The sequence below is a fragment of the Pseudomonas sp. MWU16-30322 genome, assembly GCF_020515535.1.
GTDB classification, from domain to species: Bacteria; Pseudomonadota; Gammaproteobacteria; order Pseudomonadales; family Pseudomonadaceae; genus Aquipseudomonas; species Aquipseudomonas fluorescens_H.
The window spans coordinates 80,220-101,409 of sequence record NZ_JAIWYL010000007.1; the positions used below are offsets into that span (position 1 = coordinate 80,220).

Below are 21,190 nucleotides of genomic sequence, written 5' to 3' on the forward strand. Positions count from 1 at the left end.
CCTGAAGGCTGAATCAATGTTACTGACTGACCCCAGCCCCAGACGTTCAAGGCGAATGCGTAATGTCTACCATATCGTCCGACTCCAGCGCCCCGGTGTCCGAGGTTTCCAGCACCACATAAGCACTGCTGCAAAACAGCGAATTCAAGCGTTTCATATCCGCAATCAACTCCAGATGCAGGGAGCTGGTTTCCAGACTCTGCACGATCTTGCGTTGCAAACGGCTGACATGCGCATGGGCCAAACGGCGTTCCTGTGCGCGGAAACGACGTTTCTCGCGTAGCAGTTGCCGAGCACTTTCCTTGTCGCCGCTGAGGAACACCGACAGGCCCAGGCGCAGGTTGGCGATCAGTTGCTGATGCAACCCAGCCAGCTCTTCCAGACCGTCCTCGGAGAACGAGCGACGCTGCGAAGTCTTCTGCTGCTGCACCTTGCGCAGCATGCGTTCGATCAGGTCGCTGGCCAGTTTCAGATTGATCGCCAGCTCGATGGTCTCCGCCCAGCGCCGACTGTCCTGCTCGCCAAGGTCCTCGCGGGGCATTTGCGCCAGATACAGCTTGATCGCGCTGTACAGCGCTTCGACGTCATCGGTCAGACGGCGCATTTCCTGGGTGATGGCGGTCTGCTTGCCGCGCAGCACATCGAGCATCGCGTCGAGCATGTTGTCGATCAGGTCGCCCATGCGCAGGGTCTCGCGGGCGGCATTGGCCAGCGCCAGGCTCGGGGTGACCAGCGCCGTTGCATCGAGATGACGCGGCTTGGCGGTGCCGTTGACCTCCGCACGCTCCGGCAGCAGCCAGGCACACAGGCGTGCCATCGGCGAGACGCTGGGCAGCAGGATCAGACAGCGCGCGGTGTTGTAGAGCAGGTGGAAACCGATGACCATTTCCTGCGGGCTGAAATCCAGGCCGTCCATCCAGTGCACCAGCGGATCAAGCACTGGGATGATCAGCAGCAGGCCGATCAGCTTGTACAACAGACTGCCCAGCGCCACTTGCCGGCCCGCCGAGTTCTGCATGCTGGTGCTCATGAACGCCAGCACGCCGCTGCCGATGTTGGCGCCGATCACCAGACCGATCGCCACCGGCAGGCTGATCACGCTGGCGCCAGCGAGCGTTGCGGTCAGCAGCACGGCAGCGAGGCTGGAATAGGAAATCATCGCGAACAACGCGCCGACCAGGGCGTCGAGCAGAATGTCGCCGGTCAGCGAGGCAAAAATCACCTTCACCCCTTGGGCGTGGGTAATCGGTGCGGCGGCTTCGACGATCAGTTGCAGCGCGAGAATGATCAGCCCCAAGCCAATCGCCACCCGGCCCATCTGCCCGAGCCGCGTCTGTTTGCGCGACAGAAAGAAAATCACCCCGAGGAAAATCAGCAGCGGCGACAGCCACGACAGATCGAACGTCAGCACCCGCGCCATCAGCGCGGTACCGACGTCGGCGCCGAGCATGGTCGCCAGCGCCGGGGTCAGCGCCATCAGGCCCTGGCCGACGAAGGAGGTCACGAGCATGGCGGTGGCGTTGCTGCTCTGCACCATCGCGGTGACGACGATGCCGGCGACGAACGCGAGCCAGCGTTTGGACATGTTCTGGCCGATCACATGGCGCAGATTGGTGCCGTACACCCGCAGGATGCCGGTTCGGACGATATGCGTGCCCCAGATCAGCAGGGCCACGGCAGAAAGCAAATTGAGCAGGGTGAGCATGCAGACCCCCTGTAATGGCAGCGCCCCAGAGGGGCAAGTTGACGGTACCGCGCGGTTTCTACGTTTTTGATACTTAAGCTGTAGTTGGCTAACGGACTGGGCGCCAGCATTGCACAGCTAAAGTGCGGATTGAAACAAAAGTGTCATGAAAACGGGTTTATTCACCTCATCTGAAATCAACGCGGTCCCCTGTAGGAGTGAGCCTGCTCGCGATAGGGCCATCAACTTCAACATCGTTGTTTACTGAACGACCGGCGATCGCGAGCAGGCTCACTCCTACAGGTATTACGGCTGCCCCGGACTCTTCAGTACCCCTGAACAACTGTGGGAGCGAGCCTGCTCGCGAAAGCGGTGGTTCAGCCAACATTGTTGTCGACTGACACTCCGTCTTCGCGAGCAGGCTCGCTCCCACAGGGGTGTTGCGTGATTCAGGACTTCCGGATTACTGCCCCGGAACGTCCTTGCGCAGTTTCACCGGATCTTGCTGCTGTTTCTTCCTGGCCATCGCGCCGCGCAGTTTGATGTTGATCGCTTCCACTGCCAGCGAGAACGCCATGGCGAAGTAGACGTAGCCTTTCGGTACGTGCACGTCGAACGACTCGGCAATCAGCACGGTACCGACCACCAGCAGGAACGACAGCGCCAGCATCTTCAGCGACGGGTGCTTGTCGATGAACTCGCTGATCTTGCCCGAGGCCGCCATCATCACCAGCACGGCGACGACGATTGCCGCGACCATCACCGGCACATGGGAAACCATGCCGACAGCGGTGATCACCGAGTCCAGCGAGAACACGATGTCGATGATCGCGATCTGGATGATCGTGTAGAGGAAGTTGCCGCCCTTGCCCGAAGGCTCGTCGCCGCTTTCGTCTTCGCCTTCCAGCGCGTGGTACATCTCTTGCGAGCTCTTCCACAGCAGGAACAGGCCACCGAAGAACAGGATCAGGTCACGCCCGGAAATGCCTTGGCCGAACACCACGAACAGGTCGGCGGTGAGGCGCATGACCCAGGTGATCGACAGCAGCAACAGGATCCGCGTGATCATCGCCAGGCCCAGGCCGAAGATGCGCGTGCGCTGCTGCATGTGCTTGGGCATGCGGCTGACCAGGATCGAAATCATGATGATGTTATCGATGCCCAGAACGATTTCCAGGGCGGTCAGGGTAAAGAAGGCAACCCAGATTTCGGGGTTGGTCAGCCAATCCATGTGTATTCCTTTGAGCGAGTGTTAAACCATGACGCCAGCAAGCAGCTGGCGTCATGGTGAGTGAATGCCGTTACAACGTGCTGAACAGCGGGAACGTCCCCAGCAGCAAGGCGGCCACCAGTATGCACAGGCAGACCAGCACTGCCCACTTCAGGGTGAAACGTTGGTGATCACCGAACTCGATGCCGGCCAGCGCCACCAGCAGGTAGGTCGACGGCACCAGCGGGCTGAGCAAGTGGACGGGCTGACCGACGATCGAGGCACGGGCCATTTCCACTGCGGTGATGCCGTAATGGCTAGCCGCTTCGGAGAGCACCGGCAACACGCCGTAGTAGAACGCGTCGTTCGACATGAAGAACGTGAACGGCATGCTCACCAGCGCCGTGATCACCGCCAGGTACGGGCCGAGGAAGTCCGGAATCACTGCCAGCAGACTTTTCGACATGGCGTCGACCATGCCGGTTCCGGACAGGATACCGGTGAAGATACCCGCAGCGAAAATCAGACTGACCACCGACAGCACGCTGCCGGCATGGGCCGCAACGCGGTCCTTCTGCATTTGCAGGCATGGGTAGTTGACGATCATCGCGATACTGAACGCCACCATGAACAGCACCGGCAGCGGCAGCAGGCCGGCGATCAGGGTGCACATCAGCGCCAGGGTCAGCAGGCCGTTGAACCAGATCAGCTTCGGACGGCGGGCATCGGGGAATTGCGACACGCTGATTTCACTGTGATCGATTTCGTCGCCGATCAGGTGCAGCTCGCCCAGACGCGCACGCTCACGTTTGCCGTAGAAGTAGGCAATGATCAGGATCGCCACCACACCGGCGGCCATGGCCGGGATCATCGGCACGAAGATGTCCGACGGGTCCACATGCAGCGCACTGGCGGCACGGGCGGTCGGGCCACCCCACGGGGTCATGTTCATCACGCCACCGGCGAGGATGATCAGACCGGCCATGATCCGCGGGCTCATGCCGATGCGGCTGTACAGCGGCAGCATGGCGGCCACGCAGATCATGTAAGTGGTCGCGCCGTCACCATCGAGGGAAACGACGAGCGCCAGCACGGCGGTACCGACCGAAACTTTCAGCGGGTCGCCCTTGACCAGTTTGAGGATCTTGCGCACGGCCGGGTCGAACAGGCCGGAGTCGATCATCAGGGCGAAGTACAGAATGGCGAACATCAGCATCACGCCGGTCGGCGCAAGCTTGGTAATACCTTCGAGCATCATCGGGCCGATCTTCGGCGCGAAACCACCGAACAGGGCGAACAGGATCGGGATGATGATCAGGGCGATCAGCGCAGACAGGCGCTTAGTCATGATCAGGAACATGAACGTGATGACCATGGCAAAGCCAAGGAAAGTCAGCATGGGAATACTCCAGGCGTAGCGCGGCGAGTGAAGTGAGCGGATCGGTGGGGATCAGCGCAGAACGGGAAGCACGAGACGTACGGGCGGAGTGACAGCGAAGAGGCGGGTTACAGAGGACATCAGATCACCATTGTTGTTGTTAATTGGGCCTGACGTGCGAGCGATCACACGCGCTGGCCAACCGGTCTGTTGCCGGTAGTGGCGGCGATCCTAATCGGGCAACCTTTCAGCTACCTTTCGCTGACGAAAGCTTCAGGCGAATGGCCAACCGGCTGTCGGATGCGACTAGAGTCAATCATTTCGGGGACGGGAGGGCAGGGACATGGAAAACGTGCACAGCGGCGGCTGCCATTGCGGACATATCCGCTATCGGTTCAGCGGGCCATTGCAGGACATCGCGCACTGCCACTGCTCGATCTGCCGCAAGGTCAGTGGCGGGATCGTCACCACATGGATCACGCTGCCAATGGCCAACTTCCAGTGGCTGGCCGGGACGCCTTCGCGCTATGACTCGTCGGGCAGTTGCGCGCGGTATTTCTGTCCGCACTGCGGCGCGCAACTGGCGCTGGTGACGCAACTCAGCCCCGAGAGCATCGATGTGACCATCGCCACGCTGGATCACCCGGAGCGGGCGCTGGCCGAGCGGCATATCTGGACCGACAGCCAATTGCCCTGGCTGCATCTGGACGAGCATCTGCCGGGCGAGCCTGAAGAAACGCTTTGATCAGAAAATAGACAGATCCAGCGGACGCATCGCGCCCATCCAGATCGCATGCTCGGTGTGATCGAGCAAGTCATCGCCGGTATCCGGGTGGAGGAACACCACCAGCCCCTTGCGATTGAGCGCCAGCCACGGCAACAGATCGCCGATCAACTGCGGGCCGAAAGCCAACTGGCAGCTCCAGTCCGGGTGTGGGCCGACCGGACGTTCGTGCATCCGGCCCATCTGCACTGGAAACAACTGCGCGGCCTGTTCGCACAAGGCCCGGGCCTGAGCAATCGTGCTGGCGTCGTAATAAATATGGGCGTGGTAGCCCTTGATCGTGTGCATTTGAAAGCCTCTGAATCGAATTCGAACCCTCGCCGTTTCCTGTAGGTCACACGCCATATGACAGGAACAGGAGCTCAGCCATGAAAAATGCCGAAACCCCGACGGTGAAAGTGGTGCTCTATGGTGCCATGGCCAGCCTCGGCGGTGCGTTGATGGCTGAATTGCTGCGACGGCAGCACGAAGTGATCGCGATTCTCGACGATTTGAACGTACTCGCGCCACGTCCCGGCCTGCGCACCAAAAGCGGCGATCTGTTCGACGCCGAGCGGGTAAAGCAGAGCGTAGCGGGCAGTTCGGCGGTGATCTGTCTGCTGGATGCTCCGGGGTTGCCGTTCAGCAGCGACCATGTGGAAAGGTCAGTGGTACTCGGCCCGGTGGAACAGGTGCTGGCGGTCGATGCGTTGGTCGACGGCCTGCAAGCAGCCAACGTTTCCAGGCTGTTCCTGGTGGGGAATTTTGCCGTGCTCGACGAGCCGGAACTGGACGACGCACTGCAACGCCACGCCGCCGAAGAAATCCGCGAAGCCCTGCAAAGCAGCCCGCTGCAGTGGACACTGGTGAATGCGCCCCACGGGGTGGCGGGGCTGACCATTGAGCATTTCAGTCAGGTGGGCGGCAATCTGGAGCCGGGACTGGCGGAGCCGCTGGAACGCCTGAACCGGGTCGCGGTGGGGATTGCCGATGAGCTGCGATTGAACCTGCATGTGGGGCAACATGTGAATTTTGTCGCCGCAACTGGCTGAGCGTTCAAACCGCAATCGACGGTAACGCTACCCCGGCGAGAGATTCGGCGCTACTGGCCTGTTCCGCCATCAACCAATCGACAAACTGCTGAATCAACGCACCCCGGCGTTTGCGTTGCGGCAGCACCACGTAATACCCCAGACGCGACAACGTGGTCTCGGCGATTGGCCGACAGAGCAAGCCTTGGCTCAACAAGTTATCCACAAGGTGGCGCCAGCCGATGGCCACGCCCTGACCGCCAATCGCCGCTTGAATCAACAGCGTGTAATTGTCGAAACGCAATTGGCCCGGTGCTGGCGGGGTGCTGATACCCAGTTCGCGAAACAGCCCGCTCCAGTCAAACCAGTTGCTGCTGTTTTCCCCGCGCAGGTGCAGCAGCGGCAACTCCAGCAACGCCTGTGCGGGCAAGGGCAGGGCACTGTCCTTGAGCAACTGCGGACTGCACACCGGAAACACTTCTTCGCTGAACAGCCAATGGCTTTCGCCCTGCTTGAAACGCCCGTCGCCAAACAAGATCGCGACATCGATGTCGGTGCGCAGCATATTGTGGTTGCGCTCGCTGGTGACCAGGCTGACGTCGACATTCGGATTGGCTTCGTGGAAGCGATGCAGGCGCGGCATCAGCCAGTACGCGGCGAAGGCAAAATCGGTGGCGACCTGCAACACCTCATGTTGCTGTTGCGCGCTGATCGCGCTCAAGCCTGCGTCGATGTTTTGCAAACCGAGCTGAACCTGCTCGAACAGGATCGTTCCGCCCTCGGTCAGTTCGATGCCGCGGTAGATCCGGTCAAACAGTCGTGCGCCCAGCTGTTCTTCCAGACGCTTGATCTGCTGGCTGATCGCTGGCTGCGTAGTGCCCAGCTCCACCGCCGCAGCGGTAAAGCTGCGGTGGCGGGCCGCCGCCTCGAAGGCGCGCAACAGGTCGAGGGACAGATTGCCGAGGGCTTCATACATAAGCTGTGCTTATCCTAGTCATTGTCCGGCGCGGGCTTTACCGGACACAGCATGGACTCCATGCTCGATCGCAGCAATGTCGCATAAATATTCACTATGGAATGCCGCGATCACATGAAGCGCAAGAACATTCTTTTCATCATGGCCGATCAAATGGCCGCGCCAATGTTGCCGATCTACGGCCCGTCGCCGATCAAACTGCCGAATCTTTCGCGCCTCGCCGCTCAGGGCGTGGTGTTCGACGCCGCTTATTGCAACAGTCCGCTGTGCGCGCCGTCGCGCTTCACCCTGGTCAGCGGCCAGCTGCCGAGCAAGATCGGCGCCTACGACAACGCCGCCGATTTCCCCGCCGACATTCCGACCTACGCCCATTACCTGCGCCGCCTCGGCTACCGCACCGCGCTGTCAGGCAAGATGCATTTCTGCGGCCCGGATCAATTGCACGGCTACGAAGAGCGCCTGACTAGCGACATCTACCCGGCCGATTACGGCTGGGCGGTGAACTGGGACGAGCCGGACGTGCGCCCGAGCTGGTATCACAACATGTCGTCGGTGCTGCAGGCCGGGCCGTGCGTGCGCACCAACCAGCTCGACTTCGATGAAGAGGTGGTGTTCAAGGCCCAGCAATACCTGTTCGATCACATTCGCGAGGACGGCGATCAGCCGTTCTGCCTGACCGTTTCGATGACTCACCCACACGACCCATACACGATTCCCAAGGCGTTCTGGGATTTGTACGACGACGGTGACATCCCGTTGCCGACCACCCCGGAACAACATTCCCTCGATCCACACTCGCAACGCCTGCTCAAGGTCTACGACCTTTGGGACAAACCGCTGCCTGTGGATAAAATTCGCGATGCGCGCCGTGCCTATTTCGGCGCGTGCAGCTATATCGACGCCAACGTCGGCAAACTTCTGCAAACCCTCGAAGATACCGGGCTGATCGACGATACCATCATCGTCTTCTCCGGCGACCACGGCGACATGCTTGGCGAGAAAGGCCTCTGGTACAAAATGCACTGGTTCGAGATGGCCGCGCGGGTGCCGCTGTTGATCAGCGCTCCGGGGCAGTTCGCTGCCGGCCGGGTCAGCGCTGCGGTGTCCACCGCTGATCTGTTGCCGACCTTCGTCGAACTGGCCGGCGGCAGCCTGGAACCAGGCCTGCCACTGGATGGCCGATCACTCGTGGCGCATCTGCAAGGGCAGGGCGGACATGACGAAGTTTTCGGCGAATACATGGCCGAAGGCACCATCAGTCCACTGATGATGATCCGTCGCGGCGCCTACAAATTTATCTACAGTGAAAGCGACCCGTGCCTACTCTTCGATGTGCACAACGATCCGCGTGAAGTCGAAGAACTCAGCCAGTCGCCGCAACATCGCCAGCTGTTCGACGATTTTCTCGCCGAAGCGCGGGCCAAGTGGGACATCCCGGCGATTCACCGCGAGGTGCTCGCCAGCCAGCGTCGCCGACGTTTTGTCGCCGACGCCCTGACCATCGGCAAGCTGAAGAGCTGGGATCACCAGCCGCTGGTGGACGCCAGTCAGCAGTACATGCGCAACCACATCGACCTCGACGATCTGGAGCGCAAGGCCCGTTATCCACAACCCTGCCAAAATCAATAATGTAAGGGGAAGTCCATGCGCAAGTTATCCACAGCACTGACGATTGGCCTGCTGGCTCTGGGCAGCGGCTCGGCATTCGCCGAGCAAAGCTGCGAAACGGTGAAAATGGCCGACCCGGGCTGGAGCGACATCGCCGCGACCAACGCCATCGCCGGGTTTCTGCTGGACGGCATGGGCTACAAGGCCAAGGTCGACACCCTCGCGGTGCCGATCACCTTCGGTGGTTTGAAGGACGGTCAAGTGGATGTATTTCTCGGCAACTGGATGCCGGCGCAGCAGGGCTTCTACGACAAGTTCGTCGCCACCGGTGACGTCACGCAACTGGCGAAGAACCTCGACGGCACCGAGTTCACCCTCGCCGTCCCGGATTACGTGTGGGACGCCGGTGTGCATGACTTTGCCGACCTGAACAAATACGCCGACAAGTTCGACAAGAAGATCTACGGCATCGGTTCCGGGGCGCCCGCGAACATTTCGCTGCAGGAAATCATCAAGAAGAACGACTTCGACCTCGGCCAGTGGAAGCTGATCGAATCCAGCGAACAGGCGATGCTCGCCGAAGTGTCGCGAGCGGTGAAGAAACAGAAATTCGTCACCTTCCTCGGCTGGACCCCGCACCCGATGAACGTGCAGCTGAAGATGCATTACCTCAAGGGCGGCGAGAAATACTTCGGCGACACCGGCAGCGTCTATACCCTCACGCGCAAGGGTTATGCCGAGGCCTGTCCGAATGTGGGCAAGTTGCTGACCAACCTGGCGTTCACCCAGGACATGGAGAACAGCATCATGGCTGAGGTGGTGAACAAGAAAGTCAGCAATGCCGATGCGGTGAAGGCATGGATCAAAGCCAATCCGGCGGTGCTGGACAAGTGGCTGGATGGGGTGAAGACCGTAGATGGCAAGGATGCGTTGCCTGCGGTGAAGGCCAAGCTCTAACGCAGTTTGTTGTGGCGAGGGAGCTTGCTCCCGCTGGAGTGCGAAACGCTCCCAATCGGGCTGACTGGGTTTTCGCAGATAAACCGAGCAGTCTGGTTTGCGACTGCTTCGCAGCCGGGCGGGAGCAAGCTCCCTCGCCACAGTGATTGGCGCGTCCTGATAACCTTGCATAAACCCACACCCCGCGAGGACCCATGGCCCTGCCCAGTCGCCATTCACTTTTCCCCTTCCTGACCTGGCTGCCCCGGCAAACCCGCGCCAGCGTCGGCCGGGATCTGGTCGTTGGCCTGAGCGGTGCCATACTCGCGCTGCCACAGTCGATCGCCTACGCGCTGATCGCCGGCCTGCCGCCGGAATACGGCCTCTATGCGGCGATCATCCCGGTGCTGATCGCCTGCCTTTGGGGTTCCTCGTGGCACCTGATCTGCGGCCCGACCGCAGCGATTTCGATTGTGCTGTATGCCAGCGTCAGCCCCTTGGCCGTGCCCGCGTCCCAGGACTACATCACCCTGATCCTGCTGTTGAGCTTTCTGGCGGGGATTTTTCAGTGGCTGCTCGGCCTGCTGCGCTTCGGTGCGCTGGTGAATTTCGTCTCGCATTCGGTGGTGCTCGGCTTCACCCTCGGCGCGGCGGTGGTGATTGCCATCGGCCAGTTGCCGAATCTGCTGGGGCTGGATCTGCCGGCCAAAGCCACGGCGCTGGACAGCCTGATGGATCTGCTGCAGCACCTGCAGGCTGTGGATAAACCTTCATTGGTATTGGGCGTGGCCACGGTGGTGGTCGGTTTCGTGCTCAGACAATTGCTGCCGCGCTGGCCGACCCTGTTGATAACGCTGGTGCTCGGCAGCCTGCTGGTGTGGCTGTGGCCGACGATGTTCGGCCACGTGCATCGGGTCAGCGCCTTTGTCGGGCGCTTGCCGCCGTTCAGCGCGCTGCCGCTGGATCTGGATCTGGTGCTGCGCTTGCTGCCGAGCGCCGTGGCGGTGGGCATGCTCGGGCTGGTAACGAGTCTGTCGATTGCCCGTTCGATTGCCGCGCGCTCCCAGCAGTTGCTCGATGCCAATCAGGAAGTCCGTGCGCAGGGTTTGTCGAACATCGTCGGGGCGTTCTTTTCCGGCTCGTTGTCCGCCGGCTCGTTCACCCGCTCAGGTCTGAGTTACGAGGCCGGTGCCTGTTCGCCGCTGGCCGGGGTGTTTTCGGCGATCTGGGTTGCGCTGTTCGCGATTTTCGGTGCAGGGCTGATTTCACACATTCCCATTCCGGCGATGGCAGGGAGCATTCTGCTGATCGCCTGGGGGCTGGTGGATCATCGCGGGATTCGTTCGCTGCTGCGGGTCAGCCGCGCCGAGTTCGTGGTCATGGCCCTGACCTGCCTCGCCACCCTGCTGCTGGAATTGCAGACGGCAATCTACGCCGGGGTGCTGGCGTCACTGTTCTTCTACCTCAAGCGCACCTCGCAACCGCGAGTACAACATTGGCGCGAGGGTGAAGAGGATGTGTTGCGGGTTGGCGGCTCGATTTTCTTCGGCGCCAGCCATTACCTGCAAGTGCGCCTGCAACGGCTGCACGGCACGCGGGTGGTGATCGAGGCGCAGCAGATCAACTTCATCGATTATTCGGGGGTGGAAATGCTGCATCAGGAGGCGCGGCGCTTGCTGCGTCAGGATCGCAGCCTGACTCTGCGCCGGGCGCGGCCGCAGGTGGTGGAGGAGTTGAGAAAGCTGGAAGGGCCGGAGAAATGCCCGATCCGGTTTGAGGACTGACCTGCTGGCCACTTCCAGACCTCTGTGGCGAGGGAGCTTGCTCCCGCTGGCTGCGCAGCAGCCCAAACCCAATTGCGGGCGCTTCGCACCCGAGCGGGAGCAAGCTCCCTCGCCACAAAGGCTCTGTTACTGCGCTAGCTGGCGGCGTAGTTCGGCGAGCACCGGCGCCGTATCCGGACGCACCCCGCGCCACAGGAAAAATGCCTCGGCAGCCTGTTCAGCCAGCATCCCCAGGCCATCCATCGACACCGCCGCGCCATGCTCGCTGGCCCAACGGCAGAACGCAGTCGGTTCCTTGCCATACATCATGTCGTAGCACAGGGTCTGGCCCGGTTCGATCAGGCTCGGCGCAATCGGCGGTACATCGCCGGTCAGACTGGCGGAGGTGGCGTTGATGATCACGTCCACCGGCTCCTGCAACCAGTCGAAACCGCTGGCCGACACCGGCCCCAGATCACCGAACAACTCTGCCAGCAGCTCGGCCTTGTCCACCGTGCGATTGGCGATGATCACCGATGCCGGCTTCTCGGCCAGCAACGGCTCCAGCGCGCCACGCACCGCGCCGCCAGCGCCGAGCAGCAGGATGCGTTTGCCGGTCAGGCTGAAACCGGCATTCACCGTCAGGTCGCGCACCAGTCCGGCACCGTCGGTGTTGTCACCGAGCAACGAGCCGTCGGCCAGTTTGCTCAGGGTGTTCACCGCACCAGCGCGTTGCGCACGGGGGGTCAGGCTGTTCGCCAGGCGAAAGGCTTCTTCCTTGAACGGCACAGTGACGTTGGCGCCGCGACCGTCCTGGAAAAACGCCATGGCGCAGCCAGTAAAGTCGTCGAGTGGCGCCAGCAGGGTGCTGTAGTCAAGGCGCTGGCCGGTCTGCTCGGCGAACAGTTTGTGAATCATCGGCGACTTGCTGTGGCCGATCGGGTTACCGAAAACGACGTAACGATCCATCAGCAGTCCTCAGGCTTCGGCCAGCCAGTCGCGGTCTTGCAGGAAGTAGTCGGTCAGGCGCGCTTCTTCACTGCCGGGCTCGGCCTTGAAGTCATAGGCCCAGCGCACTTGCGGCGGCAGCGACATGAGGATCGACTCGGTACGCCCGCCCGATTGCAGGCCGAACAGCGTGCCACGGTCGTAGACCAGGTTGAACTCGACGTAGCGGCCACGGCGGAATTCCTGGAATTCACGCTGTTTCGCGGTGAACGCATCGTTCTTGCGGCGTTGCACGATGGGCAGGTACGCATCGATGTAGGCGTCACCGATGGCGCGCATGAAGGCGAAACTGGTGTCGAAGTCCCACTCGTTCAGGTCATCGAAAAACAAGCCGCCGATGCCGCGCGGTTCGTGGCGATGCTTGATGTGGAAATAGGTGTCGCACCACGCCTTGTAGCGCGGGTAGACGTCCGCACCAAACGGCGCGCAGGCCTGTTCGGCGACGCGGTGCCAGTGGATGCAGTCTTCTTCGTTGCCGTAATACGGGGTCAGGTCGAAGCCGCCGCCGAACCACCAGACCGGCTCTTCACCTTCCTTCTCGGCGATGAAAAAGCGCACGTTGGCGTGGGACGTCGGCACATGCGGGTTGTGCGGATGGATCACCAGCGATACGCCGAGGGCTTCGAAACCGCGACCGGCCAGTTCCGGACGGTGAGCGCTGGCCGACGGTGGCAGGCCGCTGCCGAACACGTGGGAAAAGTTGACGCCGCCCTTTTCGATCACCGTACCGTTCTCGATCACGCGAGTACGACCGCCACCGCCGGCAGGCCGGGTCCAGGCGTCTTCGACGAAGCGCGTGCCGCCGTCTTCGGTTTCCAGCGCGGCGCAGATGCGGTCTTGCAGGTCGAGCAGATAGGCCTTTACGGCGTCGGTGCGGGTCGTCATGGCTTCACCTTGAATCAGGGGCATCACTACGCGGGCGCCCCGCAGGCAGGGGGCGGCGCAAATGGGCGCGTAGCATAACACCGCAGACCCGAGCGCCGCAGTTGACGAAGATCAAGCAGGGGAGTTGGATAGGGGCCTCGCAAAACGACCCAAGGAGTAGGCAGATGGCAAAGCGTATCCAGTTCCGCGCCCACGGCGGACCCGAAGTACTCGAGTATGTCGATTACCAGCCCGCCGCCCCCGGCCCGCAACAGGTGCGAGTGGCCAACAAAGCCATTGGCCTGAACTTCATCGACACCTATTTCCGCAGCGGTCTCTATGCGCCACCGGCGCTGCCATCGGGTCTGGGCGCTGAAGGCGCGGGTATCGTCGATGCCGTGGGCAGTGAAGTCACCCGGTTCAAGGTCGGTGATCGCGTGGCGTATGGCAGCGGCCCATTGGGTGCCTACAGCGAGTTGCACGTGCTGCCCGAAGCCAACCTGGTGAAACTGCCGGACGAGATCAGCTTCGAAACCGCCGCCGGGGTCATGCTCAAGGGCCTGACCGTGCAGTACCTGCTGCGCCAGACCTATGAACTCAAGGGTGGCGAAACCATTCTGTTCCACGCCGCTGCGGGGGGTGTCGGTTCGCTGGCCTGCCAATGGGCCAAGGCCCTGGGCGTGAAACTGATCGGCACCGTCAGCTCCAAGGAAAAAGCCGAACTGGCCAAAGCCAACGGCGCCTGGGCAACCATCGATTACAGCCACGAAAACGTGGCACAGCGGGTGCTGGAGCTGACCGACGGCAAGAAAGTCCCGGTGGTGTATGACGGCGTCGGCAAGGACACCTGGCTGACCTCGCTCGACAGCGTCTCGCCGCGTGGACTGGTGGTGAGTTTCGGCAATGCCTCCGGTGCGGTGGACGGGGTGAACCTGGGGATTCTTTCGGCCAAGGGCTCGCTGTACGTGACCCGCCCGACCCTGGCGACCTACGCCAACAACGCCGAGAACCTGCAGCGCATGGCCGACGAGCTGTTCGAGATGATCATCAGCGGCAAGATCAAGGTGGACATCAGCCAGCGTTATCCACTGGCTGACGCGGCAAAGGCGCAGACCGAACTGTCGGCGCGGCGCACCACCGGCTCGACCATCCTGCTGCCCTGATCAACCTTCGGCATCTTGCCAGTCAGGGTTGCGAACCCACGGCTGGCAAGACAGTTCGAACGCGTTCAGCACCTCGGCAGAGGAGACTCCAACGGTTTTTGCACCAGCTGGCCAACCGTCGCGTGATCGGGCTGTTGAACCGCCGCGAGGATTTGCCGCCACTCGGCTGACAACACCCAATAATCGCCGCGTGCGCGCTGGTCGATGTGCAGCGCATTGGAGGCGATCGGCATCAGGCCGAAACGCTGGTAGAAGCGCAGCTGTTGCGATCTGCACAACGCGGTTACCCCGTTATAACCGCGTTTAATGGCCCACTCGGTAGCGGCCGCCAGCAGACCGTTGACCGCAATGGGCAACTGATTGGGTGTGTACGACATCAATCGACTGAATTCGACATGGCGCGACAGCGCTACTGTGGGAGAAACGTGTTGCTGCGCCAGCGATACCCACTCGAACGGTGCCGGAGTCGCTCTCAATACCGCCAACAGTTGATCGTGCCGATACAGCAGGAAATGGGTACTGCGCGACTTTATCGCCAGTCTGGTTTCGAGCATCCGCGCCCGTGAAGTCAGCATGTAATGCTGCAACCGAAGCCGAAATTGCCGATCGATAAACCGGTCGAACTCTTGAGTATCCGCCCCTGCCTCAAGCATCACGATGCGACAACCCTCATGGTGACTCTTTAACGTCACCTGAAGCGCCTGCAGATAATCCGTGAGTTGCAAATTCGTAGTGTCCATTCTTTCTCCGCAGACCTTAACTTATCGAAGTATTTCGAGTGCAGGGAAAGGATGGTTGCTTTTGGCGATTCCGCCACGCCAGAAAGTCTGATAATCCGGTGGGAAAACTCAATGAATCCGGGTACTTGGCGACTTTTCCGACATAGAAACGGGCGTCATTGCAGGACAAATCGCAGGTACGCGTAGTCCTCCTCGCCATCAAGGCGAAGAGGACTCACGTAAAGGTTTTCGAGCCAGGATCAGTCGGGACGAATGACCTTGCCGGTCGCCAGATCACGGATCACGCTGGGGTTCTTGCGCCCGCCCAGTTGCCCGCCGAGGATCAGGTCGATCTGCCCACGGAAATACTGCTCGACGCGCAACCGCGTGCGCGCCGCCGGCCGTCCTTGCGGGTTCGCCGAGGTGGAGATCAGCGGCCCGACCATCGAGCACAGATCCCGCACCTGCGGATGATCGCTGACCCGCAGCGCCACCGTGTCATGCACGCCCGTCACCCACTCCGGCAGCAGGTTTTGATGCGGCACCAGCCAGGTGTTCGGCCCCGGCCAGGTACTGGCCATGCGGTCGAGCCACTCTTGAGGGAAGTCTTCGAACAGGAAGTCGAACTGGCGAATGTTGTCGGCGACCAGGATCAGGCCCTTGTCCACCGAACGGTTCTTGATCGCCAGCAGACGATCCACTGCCTCTTCGTTCCACGGGTCGCAACCCAGCCCCCAGACGGCTTCGGTTGGATAGGCAATCACCGCCCCGGCGCGAATCTCTCGTGCGGCTTGCTGCACACGCCAACTGTTGACCATGAAAAACTCTCCGCAAACAGGTTTTGCGCAGTTTACCGATCTTCCCTGTAAAACCTAGCGTGTCCTGGCCTGCCAGCGACCGTTTTCACACACTGCCCGGCCTTCCATTTCCAGCTCGGTGAGTGCCGCGAGAACTTTGGGCAACGCCCAGCCGCTGCTGTCGACCAAGGCTTCGCTGGTGTGCGGCGCCGCGTGCAGCAGGCGCAGCAAGGGGTGCTCGGCTTTCGGCGTGTCTGTGGATAACGGCACATGCTGCCAGCCGCGCAGGGCTTCGAGGATGTGTTCGATGGTTTCGACCAGCACCGCACCGTCGCGGATCAACTGGTGACAGCCGCGTGCGCCAGGGTGATGGATCGAGCCCGGAATCGCGTACACCTCGCGGCCCTGCTCTGCCGCCAGCCTGGCAGTGATCAGCGAACCGCTGGCAACACTCGCTTCGACCACCAGCACACCGAGGGACAAACCGCTGATGATCCGGTTGCGCCTGGGGAAGTTGCTCGCCGTCGGACCGGCGTCCAGTGGAAACTCCGAAAGCACCGCGCTGCCCGAGGCAATCATCGCGTCGGCCAGTCGGCGATTGCGCTGTGGATAAAACTTTTCCAGGCCGGTGCCGAGCACGCCGACGGTTTGCCCGCCGACGTCCAGCGCCGCCTGATGGGCAGCTGCATCGATGCCCAGCGCCAAGCCACTGGTGATGACAAAACCGGCCCCGGCGAGGCTGCGGGAAAATGCTGCAGCGGTGTCCATTCCCGGGCGTGAAGCACTGCGACTGCCGACCATCGCCAGTTGCGGTTTTTCCAGAATCAGCGGGTCGCCCGCAACAAACAACAGCGGTGGTGGGTCAGGGATCTGCGCCAGCAGCGCCGGATAATCCGCCTGGTCCAACATCAGTAGATGCTGGCCGGGCCGCTCTAGCCAGCGCAATGCATGGCTGGCGCCGTCGCGCACTTCGGGGCTGCGCCGGGCCTCGGCCGACGCCGCCGACAACCCCAGCGCACGCCAGGCACTGGCCGGCGCGCTCAGGGCTTTTGAAGCCGAGCCGAAGGCTTCAAGCAGTTTGGCAAAACGTTTCGGACCGATTTCCGGCAAGCGGTGCAGGCGCAAACGCGCTTCCAGTTCCGCAGGGGAAACCGGCGTACAGGCAGACAGCATCGTGGATCATCCTTGATCGTTATAAGTCCCGAACCATTCGGAACAAGCTGTGGATAACTCTGTTGGTAACTTGTGAAGCCAGCTAAGGATTTCGTACCTTGTCGAGCACCGCCAGCGAGCGCGATGCGTTGAGTACCAGGCCATAACTGATTTTTTCGTAGGTGCGGAACACCATCAGCAGACCGGCGCGTTCGTCGGGGATTTTCAACGGCTGGCCGGTTACCCGGTCACGTACGGTTTCCCCGGTTTTCATCACTGCCAGAACGTTGCCTTCGACCAGGCCGTCGCGCTGGCCCTTGTTCAGGGTGACCACGTCCATCACGCCGATCTGCGTGACGCCGCGCGGCACGTCGATGATCACGCCGTTGATGTTGGTGCTCGGGGCGCTGGGCATGAAGGTCGAATTGATCGAGCGCTCTTCGCCGCTGAACAAACGGTCGCCGAGGCGCACTTCCTGGGTGGTGCGTTGCAGGGCGAGGGTGGCGACATCGCCTTCGGTGGCAACGATTTCGCCGCCGCCAACGTCATCGGCATTGATCCCCAGGAACTCCTTGGTCTGCGGGTCGGTGTAGACCTTGCCCTGGCGGAAGATACCGTACACCGGCTGACTGGGGTCGAAATGGCCACGGGCATAAATCCGGTCACCGGTGCCGGAAAGCACCCGCTCGGCATCGCCGGCGACGATATAGGGTGCCTTGTCGAAGTCTTCGACCTTGTCGACGATGCGGTTGCTCAGCAGAAAGGCGTTGATCGACTTCAGCGGAATGCTCGGGATCGCCTCGGCCACCGGGCTGGTGCGGATGCGTGGCGACAGTTTGATGGTGCCGCGCGACTCGCCGCGATTGACGGTCAGTCGAGGCTGGCCGTCGACATAACTCAGCGTCAGCGTGTCGCCGGGATAGATCAGGTTGGGGTTTTCAATTTGCGGGTTGGCCCGCCACAGCTGTGGCCATTGCCAGGGCTCGCGCAGGTATTTGCCGGAAATGTCCCAGAGTGTGTCTCCCGAAACCACCGTGTATTGCTGTGGAAAACCATCCCTGAGTTGCACTTGCCCTTGCGCCACGCCGGCCGAGACCAGAAGCAGCAGGGCGAGTAGTGTTTTCCTCATGCAGCGAATCCCTTTATCATGTGCGTTCGCGTGAACCGTCAGAGCCCCCGTGGCTCGCTACTGCAAATTGCATTAGCTACGCTTCACAACGGTAGCCTGCATCTTCGGACCTGCCAGGCCATCGACCCGACTTTACTCAATACGTGCAGCAATCAGCCTATGGCCATTTTAAACATCCTCGAATTCCCGGACCCGCGTCTGCGTACTATCGCCAAGCCTGTGGCTGTAGTGGACGACGAAGTGCGTCAGTTGGTCGATGACATGTTTGAAACAATGTATGAAGCGCCGGGCATCGGCCTCGCCGCGACCCAGGTCAACGTGCACAAACGTATCGTCGTGATGGACCTTTCCGAAGACCGCACCGAACCCCGGGTGTTCATCAACCCCGAGTTCGAATCGCTGACCGACGAGATGGATCAGTACCAGGAAGGCTGCCTCTCGGTGCCGGGTTTCTACGAAAACGTCGACCGCCCGCAGAAGGTCAAAATCAAGGCGCTGGACCGCGACGGCCAGCCTTACGAACTGATCGCCGAAGGCCTGCTCGCGGTGTGCATCCAGCACGAATGCGACCACCTCAACGGCAAGTTGTTCGTCGATTACCTGTCCACGCTCAAACGCGACCGGATCAAGAAGAAACTGGAAAAGCTGCATCGCCAGAACGCTTGATGCCCTCCTTCAAAGGCTTGCTGCGGCAAGCCTTTTTCTTTTTATGAGACGCCCTTCATGACTGAGCCACTGCGCATCGTTTTTGCCGGTACCCCGGAATTTGCCGCCGAACACCTCAAGGCCCTGCTGAACAGCCCTTACGAGATCGTTGCGGTCTACACCCAACCGGATCGTCCGGCCGGTCGCGGGCAAAAACTGATGCCGAGCCCGGTCAAACAGTTGGCCCTGGAAAATAATATCCAGGTGTTGCAGCCGCCGACCCTGCGCAACGCTGACGCTCAAGCCGAGCTGGCCGCGCTGAAACCGGACTTGATGGTGGTGGTCGCCTACGGCCTGATCCTGCCGCAAGCGGTGCTGGATATTCCGCGTCTGGGCTGCATCAACAGCCACGCCTCCCTGCTGCCACGCTGGCGCGGTGCGGCGCCGATCCAGCGCGCCGTGGAACACGGTGATGCCGAAAGCGGCGTGACCGTGATGCGCATGGAAGCCGGCCTCGACACCGGGCCGATGCTGCTCAAGGTCGTGACCCCGATCAGCGCCGACGACACGGGCGGCACGCTGCACGACCGTCTCGCCGAAATGGGCCCGCCCGCCGTGGTCCAGGCGATTGCAGGCCTGGCCGCCGGAACCCTCGAAGGCGAAGTACAGAACGACGAGTTCGCCACCTACGCCCACAAACTGAACAAGGACGAAGCGCGCCTCGACTGGAGCCGTCCGGCGGTTGAGCTGGAGCGTCTGGTACGCGCCTTCAATCCCTGGCCGATTACCCACAGCACCCTCAACGGTGAAGCGCTGAAAGTACTGGCCGCGACCCTGGCTGACGGCAAAGGCGCGCCGGGTGCAATCCTCAGCGCCAGCAAGGACGGCCTGATCGTCGCGTGCGGTGAGCAGGCGCTGTGCCTGACCCGTCTGCAACTGCCCGGCGGCAAGGCGCTGAACTTCAGCGACCTGTTCAACAGCCGTCGCGAGAAATTCGCCGTCGGTACCGTGCTCGGCGCCGTGGTGGACGCGCAATGAACCCGCGTCTGGCTGCCGCCAAGGCACTCGCTGCCGTCCTCAGCGGCAAGGCTTCGTTGAACAGCTCCCTGCCGACGCAACTGGACAAGGTCGAAGACCGTGATCGCGGCTTCACCCAGGATCTGGCGTTCGGCACCGCGCGCTGGCAGCCACGGCTGTCGGCGCTGGCGGAAAAGCTTCTGCAGAAGCCGTTCAAGGCTGCCGACGCCGATGTCGAGGCGCTGCTGCTGGTCGGTCTCTATCAACTGCTCTACACCCGCGTGCCGCCGCACGCGGCCATCGGCGAAACCGTCGGTTGCGCCGACAAGCTGAAAAAGCCCTGGGCCAAGGGTCTGCTCAACGCCGTGCTGCGTAATGCCCAGCGCGAAAGCGAGACGATTTTTGCCGAGCTGGAGCGCGATCCGGTGGTGCGCACCGCCCACCCGCGCTGGCTGCAAAAATCCCTGAAAGCTTTCTGGCCGGAGCAATGGGAAGCGATCTGCGCCGCGAACAACGCGCACCCGCCGATGATCCTGCGGGTCAACCGCCGGCATCACAGCCGCGACGCCTACCTCGGCTTGCTCAGCGACGCCGGCATCGTTGCCACGCCCTGCGTCTATAGCCGCGACGGCATCGTCCTTGAAGCCGCCGCCGACGTGCGCAGCCTGCCGGGTTTTGCCGAAGGCTGGATCAGTGTGCAGGACGAAGCCGCGCAACTGGCCGCCGATCTGCTCGATCTGGCGCCGGGCCAGCGAGTGCTCGACGCCTGCTGCGCCCCCGGTGGCAAGACCTGCCACATCCTCGAAGCCGAACCGGCGCTGGCCGGCATGGTGGCGGTGGATCTGGAAGCCAAACGTCTGGTGCGCGTAAAGGAAAACCTTGAACGACTGGGCCTGAGCGCCGAACTGATCGCTGCCGACGGTCGCGATACCGCCGCGTGGTGGGACGGCAAACCGTTCCAGCGCATCCTGCTCGACGCGCCATGCTCGGCCACCGGCGTGATCCGCCGCCATCCGGACATCAAACTGACCCGTCAGGCCGACGACATCGCCGCCCTCGCGCTGCTGCAAGGCGAGCTGCTCGACGCCCTGTGGAAAACCCTCGAAGTCGGCGGCATCCTGCTCTACGCCACTTGCTCGACCTTGCCCACCGAGAACACCGAAGTCATTGCCGCGTTCCTTGAGCGCACGCCCGGTGCCCGCGAGCTGGATCTGGCCACCACGGCCGGGATCAAACAGCCCCATGGTCGCCAATTGCTGGCCCAGCAGGGCGGGCATGACGGGTTCTACTACGCCAAGCTGATCAAGATCGCTGCCGCGCGCGGCTAAACGGATTCAATGGAGTGAC

At 61.8% G+C, this 21,190-nt stretch carries 20 protein-coding genes; 9 read left to right on the forward strand and 11 right to left on the reverse strand.

The genetic code is table 11. The features are described 5' to 3' along the window. Positions 1 to 46 precede the first annotated feature (46 nt). The 3 genes from LCH64_RS15755 to LCH64_RS15765 all read right to left on the reverse strand — a co-directional run bounded on the left by LCH64_RS15755 (position 47) and on the right by LCH64_RS15765 (position 4,293). Entirely contained in the window at positions 47 to 1,705 is a 1,659-nt protein-coding gene (locus LCH64_RS15755; protein ID WP_003220268.1) for a Na/Pi cotransporter family protein, read from the reverse strand. Positions 1,706 to 2,147: 442 nt separating this feature from the next. Beyond that, complete coding sequence (locus LCH64_RS15760; RefSeq protein ID WP_027610258.1) at positions 2,148 to 2,915, reverse strand: TerC family protein; 768 nt, start codon at positions 2,913 to 2,915, stop codon at positions 2,148 to 2,150. Positions 2,916 to 2,985: 70 nt separating this feature from the next. After that, on the reverse strand, positions 2,986 to 4,293 hold the full coding sequence (locus LCH64_RS15765; protein WP_007954069.1) for a CitMHS family transporter: 1,308 nt from the start codon (positions 4,291 to 4,293) through the stop codon (positions 2,986 to 2,988). A 322-nt stretch (positions 4,294 to 4,615) separates the two neighbouring features. Between LCH64_RS15765 and LCH64_RS15770 the strand changes: the two genes are divergently transcribed. Then, positions 4,616 to 5,017, forward strand: coding sequence for a GFA family protein (locus tag LCH64_RS15770; protein ID WP_226500703.1), 402 nt, complete (start codon positions 4,616 to 4,618; stop codon positions 5,015 to 5,017). Here the strand turns inward: LCH64_RS15770 and LCH64_RS15775 are convergent, their stop codons facing one another. Beyond that, positions 5,018 to 5,344 (reverse strand): DOPA 4,5-dioxygenase family protein, encoded by a 327-nt coding sequence (locus tag LCH64_RS15775; RefSeq protein ID WP_103522039.1) that lies wholly within the window; start codon positions 5,342 to 5,344, stop codon positions 5,018 to 5,020. It lies immediately after the preceding gene. A gap of 80 nt (positions 5,345 to 5,424) precedes the next feature. Between LCH64_RS15775 and LCH64_RS15780 the strand changes: the two genes are divergently transcribed. Continuing rightward, positions 5,425 to 6,087 carry an NAD(P)H-binding protein gene (locus LCH64_RS15780; protein WP_226500704.1) on the forward strand — a complete coding sequence of 221 codons (663 nt, stop codon included), beginning with the start codon at positions 5,425 to 5,427 and terminating at the stop codon, positions 6,085 to 6,087. Between the two features lie 4 nt (positions 6,088 to 6,091). On the opposite strand, the gene LCH64_RS15785 is transcribed toward LCH64_RS15780, so the two are convergent. Further along, positions 6,092 to 7,042, reverse strand: coding sequence for a LysR family transcriptional regulator (locus LCH64_RS15785; RefSeq protein ID WP_226500705.1), 951 nt, complete (start codon positions 7,040 to 7,042; stop codon positions 6,092 to 6,094). Between the two features lie 114 nt (positions 7,043 to 7,156). Between LCH64_RS15785 and betC the strand changes: the two genes are divergently transcribed. The 3 genes from betC (at position 7,157) to LCH64_RS15800 (ending at position 11,370) form a co-directional block, all read left to right on the forward strand. Further along, positions 7,157 to 8,671 carry a choline-sulfatase gene (gene betC, locus LCH64_RS15790; RefSeq protein WP_226500706.1) on the forward strand — a complete coding sequence of 505 codons (1,515 nt, stop codon included), beginning with the start codon at positions 7,157 to 7,159 and terminating at the stop codon, positions 8,669 to 8,671. A 15-nt stretch (positions 8,672 to 8,686) separates the two neighbouring features. Continuing rightward, on the forward strand, positions 8,687 to 9,607 hold the full coding sequence (choX, locus tag LCH64_RS15795) for a choline ABC transporter substrate-binding protein (protein ID WP_226500707.1): 921 nt from the start codon (positions 8,687 to 8,689) through the stop codon (positions 9,605 to 9,607). A gap of 194 nt (positions 9,608 to 9,801) precedes the next feature. Continuing rightward, complete coding sequence (locus LCH64_RS15800; RefSeq protein ID WP_003220253.1) at positions 9,802 to 11,370, forward strand: SulP family inorganic anion transporter; 1,569 nt, start codon at positions 9,802 to 9,804, stop codon at positions 11,368 to 11,370. Between the two features lie 126 nt (positions 11,371 to 11,496). Here the strand turns inward: LCH64_RS15800 and aroE are convergent, their stop codons facing one another. Continuing rightward, positions 11,497 to 12,318, reverse strand: coding sequence for a shikimate dehydrogenase (gene aroE, locus LCH64_RS15805; RefSeq protein WP_226500708.1), 822 nt, complete (start codon positions 12,316 to 12,318; stop codon positions 11,497 to 11,499). Between the two features lie 9 nt (positions 12,319 to 12,327). Then, positions 12,328 to 13,242, reverse strand: coding sequence for an oxygen-dependent coproporphyrinogen oxidase (hemF, locus tag LCH64_RS15810; RefSeq protein WP_003220249.1), 915 nt, complete (start codon positions 13,240 to 13,242; stop codon positions 12,328 to 12,330). Positions 13,243 to 13,406: 164 nt separating this feature from the next. Between hemF and LCH64_RS15815 the strand changes: the two genes are divergently transcribed. Beyond that, positions 13,407 to 14,384, forward strand: coding sequence for an NADPH:quinone reductase (locus tag LCH64_RS15815; protein WP_103521328.1), 978 nt, complete (start codon positions 13,407 to 13,409; stop codon positions 14,382 to 14,384). A 65-nt stretch (positions 14,385 to 14,449) separates the two neighbouring features. Here LCH64_RS15815 and LCH64_RS15820 read toward each other — a convergent pair whose 3' ends face one another. From LCH64_RS15820 to LCH64_RS15835, 4 genes are all read right to left on the reverse strand, one after another. Beyond that, complete coding sequence (locus LCH64_RS15820; protein ID WP_226500709.1) at positions 14,450 to 15,124, reverse strand: hypothetical protein; 675 nt, start codon at positions 15,122 to 15,124, stop codon at positions 14,450 to 14,452. Between the two features lie 239 nt (positions 15,125 to 15,363). Next, on the reverse strand, positions 15,364 to 15,921 hold the full coding sequence (locus tag LCH64_RS15825; protein WP_003220243.1) for an L-threonylcarbamoyladenylate synthase: 558 nt from the start codon (positions 15,919 to 15,921) through the stop codon (positions 15,364 to 15,366). A gap of 54 nt (positions 15,922 to 15,975) precedes the next feature. Beyond that, positions 15,976 to 17,073 (reverse strand): DNA-processing protein DprA, encoded by a 1,098-nt coding sequence (gene dprA / locus LCH64_RS15830; protein WP_226500710.1) that lies wholly within the window; start codon positions 17,071 to 17,073, stop codon positions 15,976 to 15,978. Between the two features lie 82 nt (positions 17,074 to 17,155). Then, on the reverse strand, positions 17,156 to 18,181 hold the full coding sequence (locus LCH64_RS15835; protein ID WP_003220240.1) for a LysM domain-containing protein: 1,026 nt from the start codon (positions 18,179 to 18,181) through the stop codon (positions 17,156 to 17,158). A gap of 159 nt (positions 18,182 to 18,340) precedes the next feature. On the opposite strand from LCH64_RS15835, the gene def reads away from it, so the two are divergent. Genes def through rsmB form a run of 3 tightly spaced genes read left to right on the forward strand, consistent with a single transcriptional unit; the run spans position 18,341 to position 21,171 of the window. Continuing rightward, a complete protein-coding gene (def, locus tag LCH64_RS15840) occupies positions 18,341 to 18,847 on the forward strand; it encodes a peptide deformylase (RefSeq protein ID WP_027610272.1) in 507 nt (168 codons plus the stop codon). Between the two features lie 57 nt (positions 18,848 to 18,904). Further along, a complete protein-coding gene (gene fmt / locus LCH64_RS15845; RefSeq protein ID WP_103521331.1) occupies positions 18,905 to 19,864 on the forward strand; it encodes a methionyl-tRNA formyltransferase in 960 nt (319 codons plus the stop codon). Beyond that, positions 19,861 to 21,171, forward strand: a complete 1,311-nt coding sequence (rsmB, locus tag LCH64_RS15850; protein WP_226500711.1) for a 16S rRNA (cytosine(967)-C(5))-methyltransferase RsmB — start codon at positions 19,861 to 19,863, stop codon at positions 21,169 to 21,171. The genes fmt and rsmB overlap by 4 nt, the downstream gene beginning before the upstream one ends. Positions 21,172 to 21,190 lie beyond the last annotated feature (19 nt).

Bases quoted from the DNA above. Each gene is read 5' to 3' on its own strand.
- LCH64_RS15755 (WP_003220268.1), bottom strand. From the start codon at position 1,705: ATGCTCACCCTGCTCAATTTGCTTTCTGCCGTGGCCCTGCTGATCTGG.
- LCH64_RS15760 (WP_027610258.1), bottom strand. From the start codon at position 2,915: ATGGATTGGCTGACCAACCCCGAAATCTGGGTTGCCTTCTTTACCCTG.
- LCH64_RS15765 (WP_007954069.1), bottom strand. From the start codon at position 4,293: ATGCTGACTTTCCTTGGCTTTGCCATGGTCATCACGTTCATGTTCCTG.
- LCH64_RS15770 (WP_226500703.1), top strand. From the start codon at position 4,616: ATGGAAAACGTGCACAGCGGCGGCTGCCATTGCGGACATATCCGCTAT.
- LCH64_RS15775 (WP_103522039.1), bottom strand. From the start codon at position 5,344: ATGCACACGATCAAGGGCTACCACGCCCATATTTATTACGACGCCAGC.
- LCH64_RS15780 (WP_226500704.1), top strand. From the start codon at position 5,425: ATGAAAAATGCCGAAACCCCGACGGTGAAAGTGGTGCTCTATGGTGCC.
- LCH64_RS15785 (WP_226500705.1), bottom strand. From the start codon at position 7,042: ATGTATGAAGCCCTCGGCAATCTGTCCCTCGACCTGTTGCGCGCCTTC.
- betC (WP_226500706.1), top strand. From the start codon at position 7,157: ATGAAGCGCAAGAACATTCTTTTCATCATGGCCGATCAAATGGCCGCG.
- choX (WP_226500707.1), top strand. From the start codon at position 8,687: ATGCGCAAGTTATCCACAGCACTGACGATTGGCCTGCTGGCTCTGGGC.
- LCH64_RS15800 (WP_003220253.1), top strand. From the start codon at position 9,802: ATGGCCCTGCCCAGTCGCCATTCACTTTTCCCCTTCCTGACCTGGCTG.
- aroE (WP_226500708.1), bottom strand. From the start codon at position 12,318: ATGGATCGTTACGTCGTTTTCGGTAACCCGATCGGCCACAGCAAGTCG.
- hemF (WP_003220249.1), bottom strand. From the start codon at position 13,242: ATGACGACCCGCACCGACGCCGTAAAGGCCTATCTGCTCGACCTGCAA.
- LCH64_RS15815 (WP_103521328.1), top strand. From the start codon at position 13,407: ATGGCAAAGCGTATCCAGTTCCGCGCCCACGGCGGACCCGAAGTACTC.
- LCH64_RS15820 (WP_226500709.1), bottom strand. From the start codon at position 15,124: ATGGACACTACGAATTTGCAACTCACGGATTATCTGCAGGCGCTTCAG.
- LCH64_RS15825 (WP_003220243.1), bottom strand. From the start codon at position 15,921: ATGGTCAACAGTTGGCGTGTGCAGCAAGCCGCACGAGAGATTCGCGCC.
- dprA (WP_226500710.1), bottom strand. From the start codon at position 17,073: ATGCTGTCTGCCTGTACGCCGGTTTCCCCTGCGGAACTGGAAGCGCGT.
- LCH64_RS15835 (WP_003220240.1), bottom strand. From the start codon at position 18,181: ATGAGGAAAACACTACTCGCCCTGCTGCTTCTGGTCTCGGCCGGCGTG.
- def (WP_027610272.1), top strand. From the start codon at position 18,341: ATGGCCATTTTAAACATCCTCGAATTCCCGGACCCGCGTCTGCGTACT.
- fmt (WP_103521331.1), top strand. From the start codon at position 18,905: ATGACTGAGCCACTGCGCATCGTTTTTGCCGGTACCCCGGAATTTGCC.
- rsmB (WP_226500711.1), top strand. From the start codon at position 19,861: ATGAACCCGCGTCTGGCTGCCGCCAAGGCACTCGCTGCCGTCCTCAGC.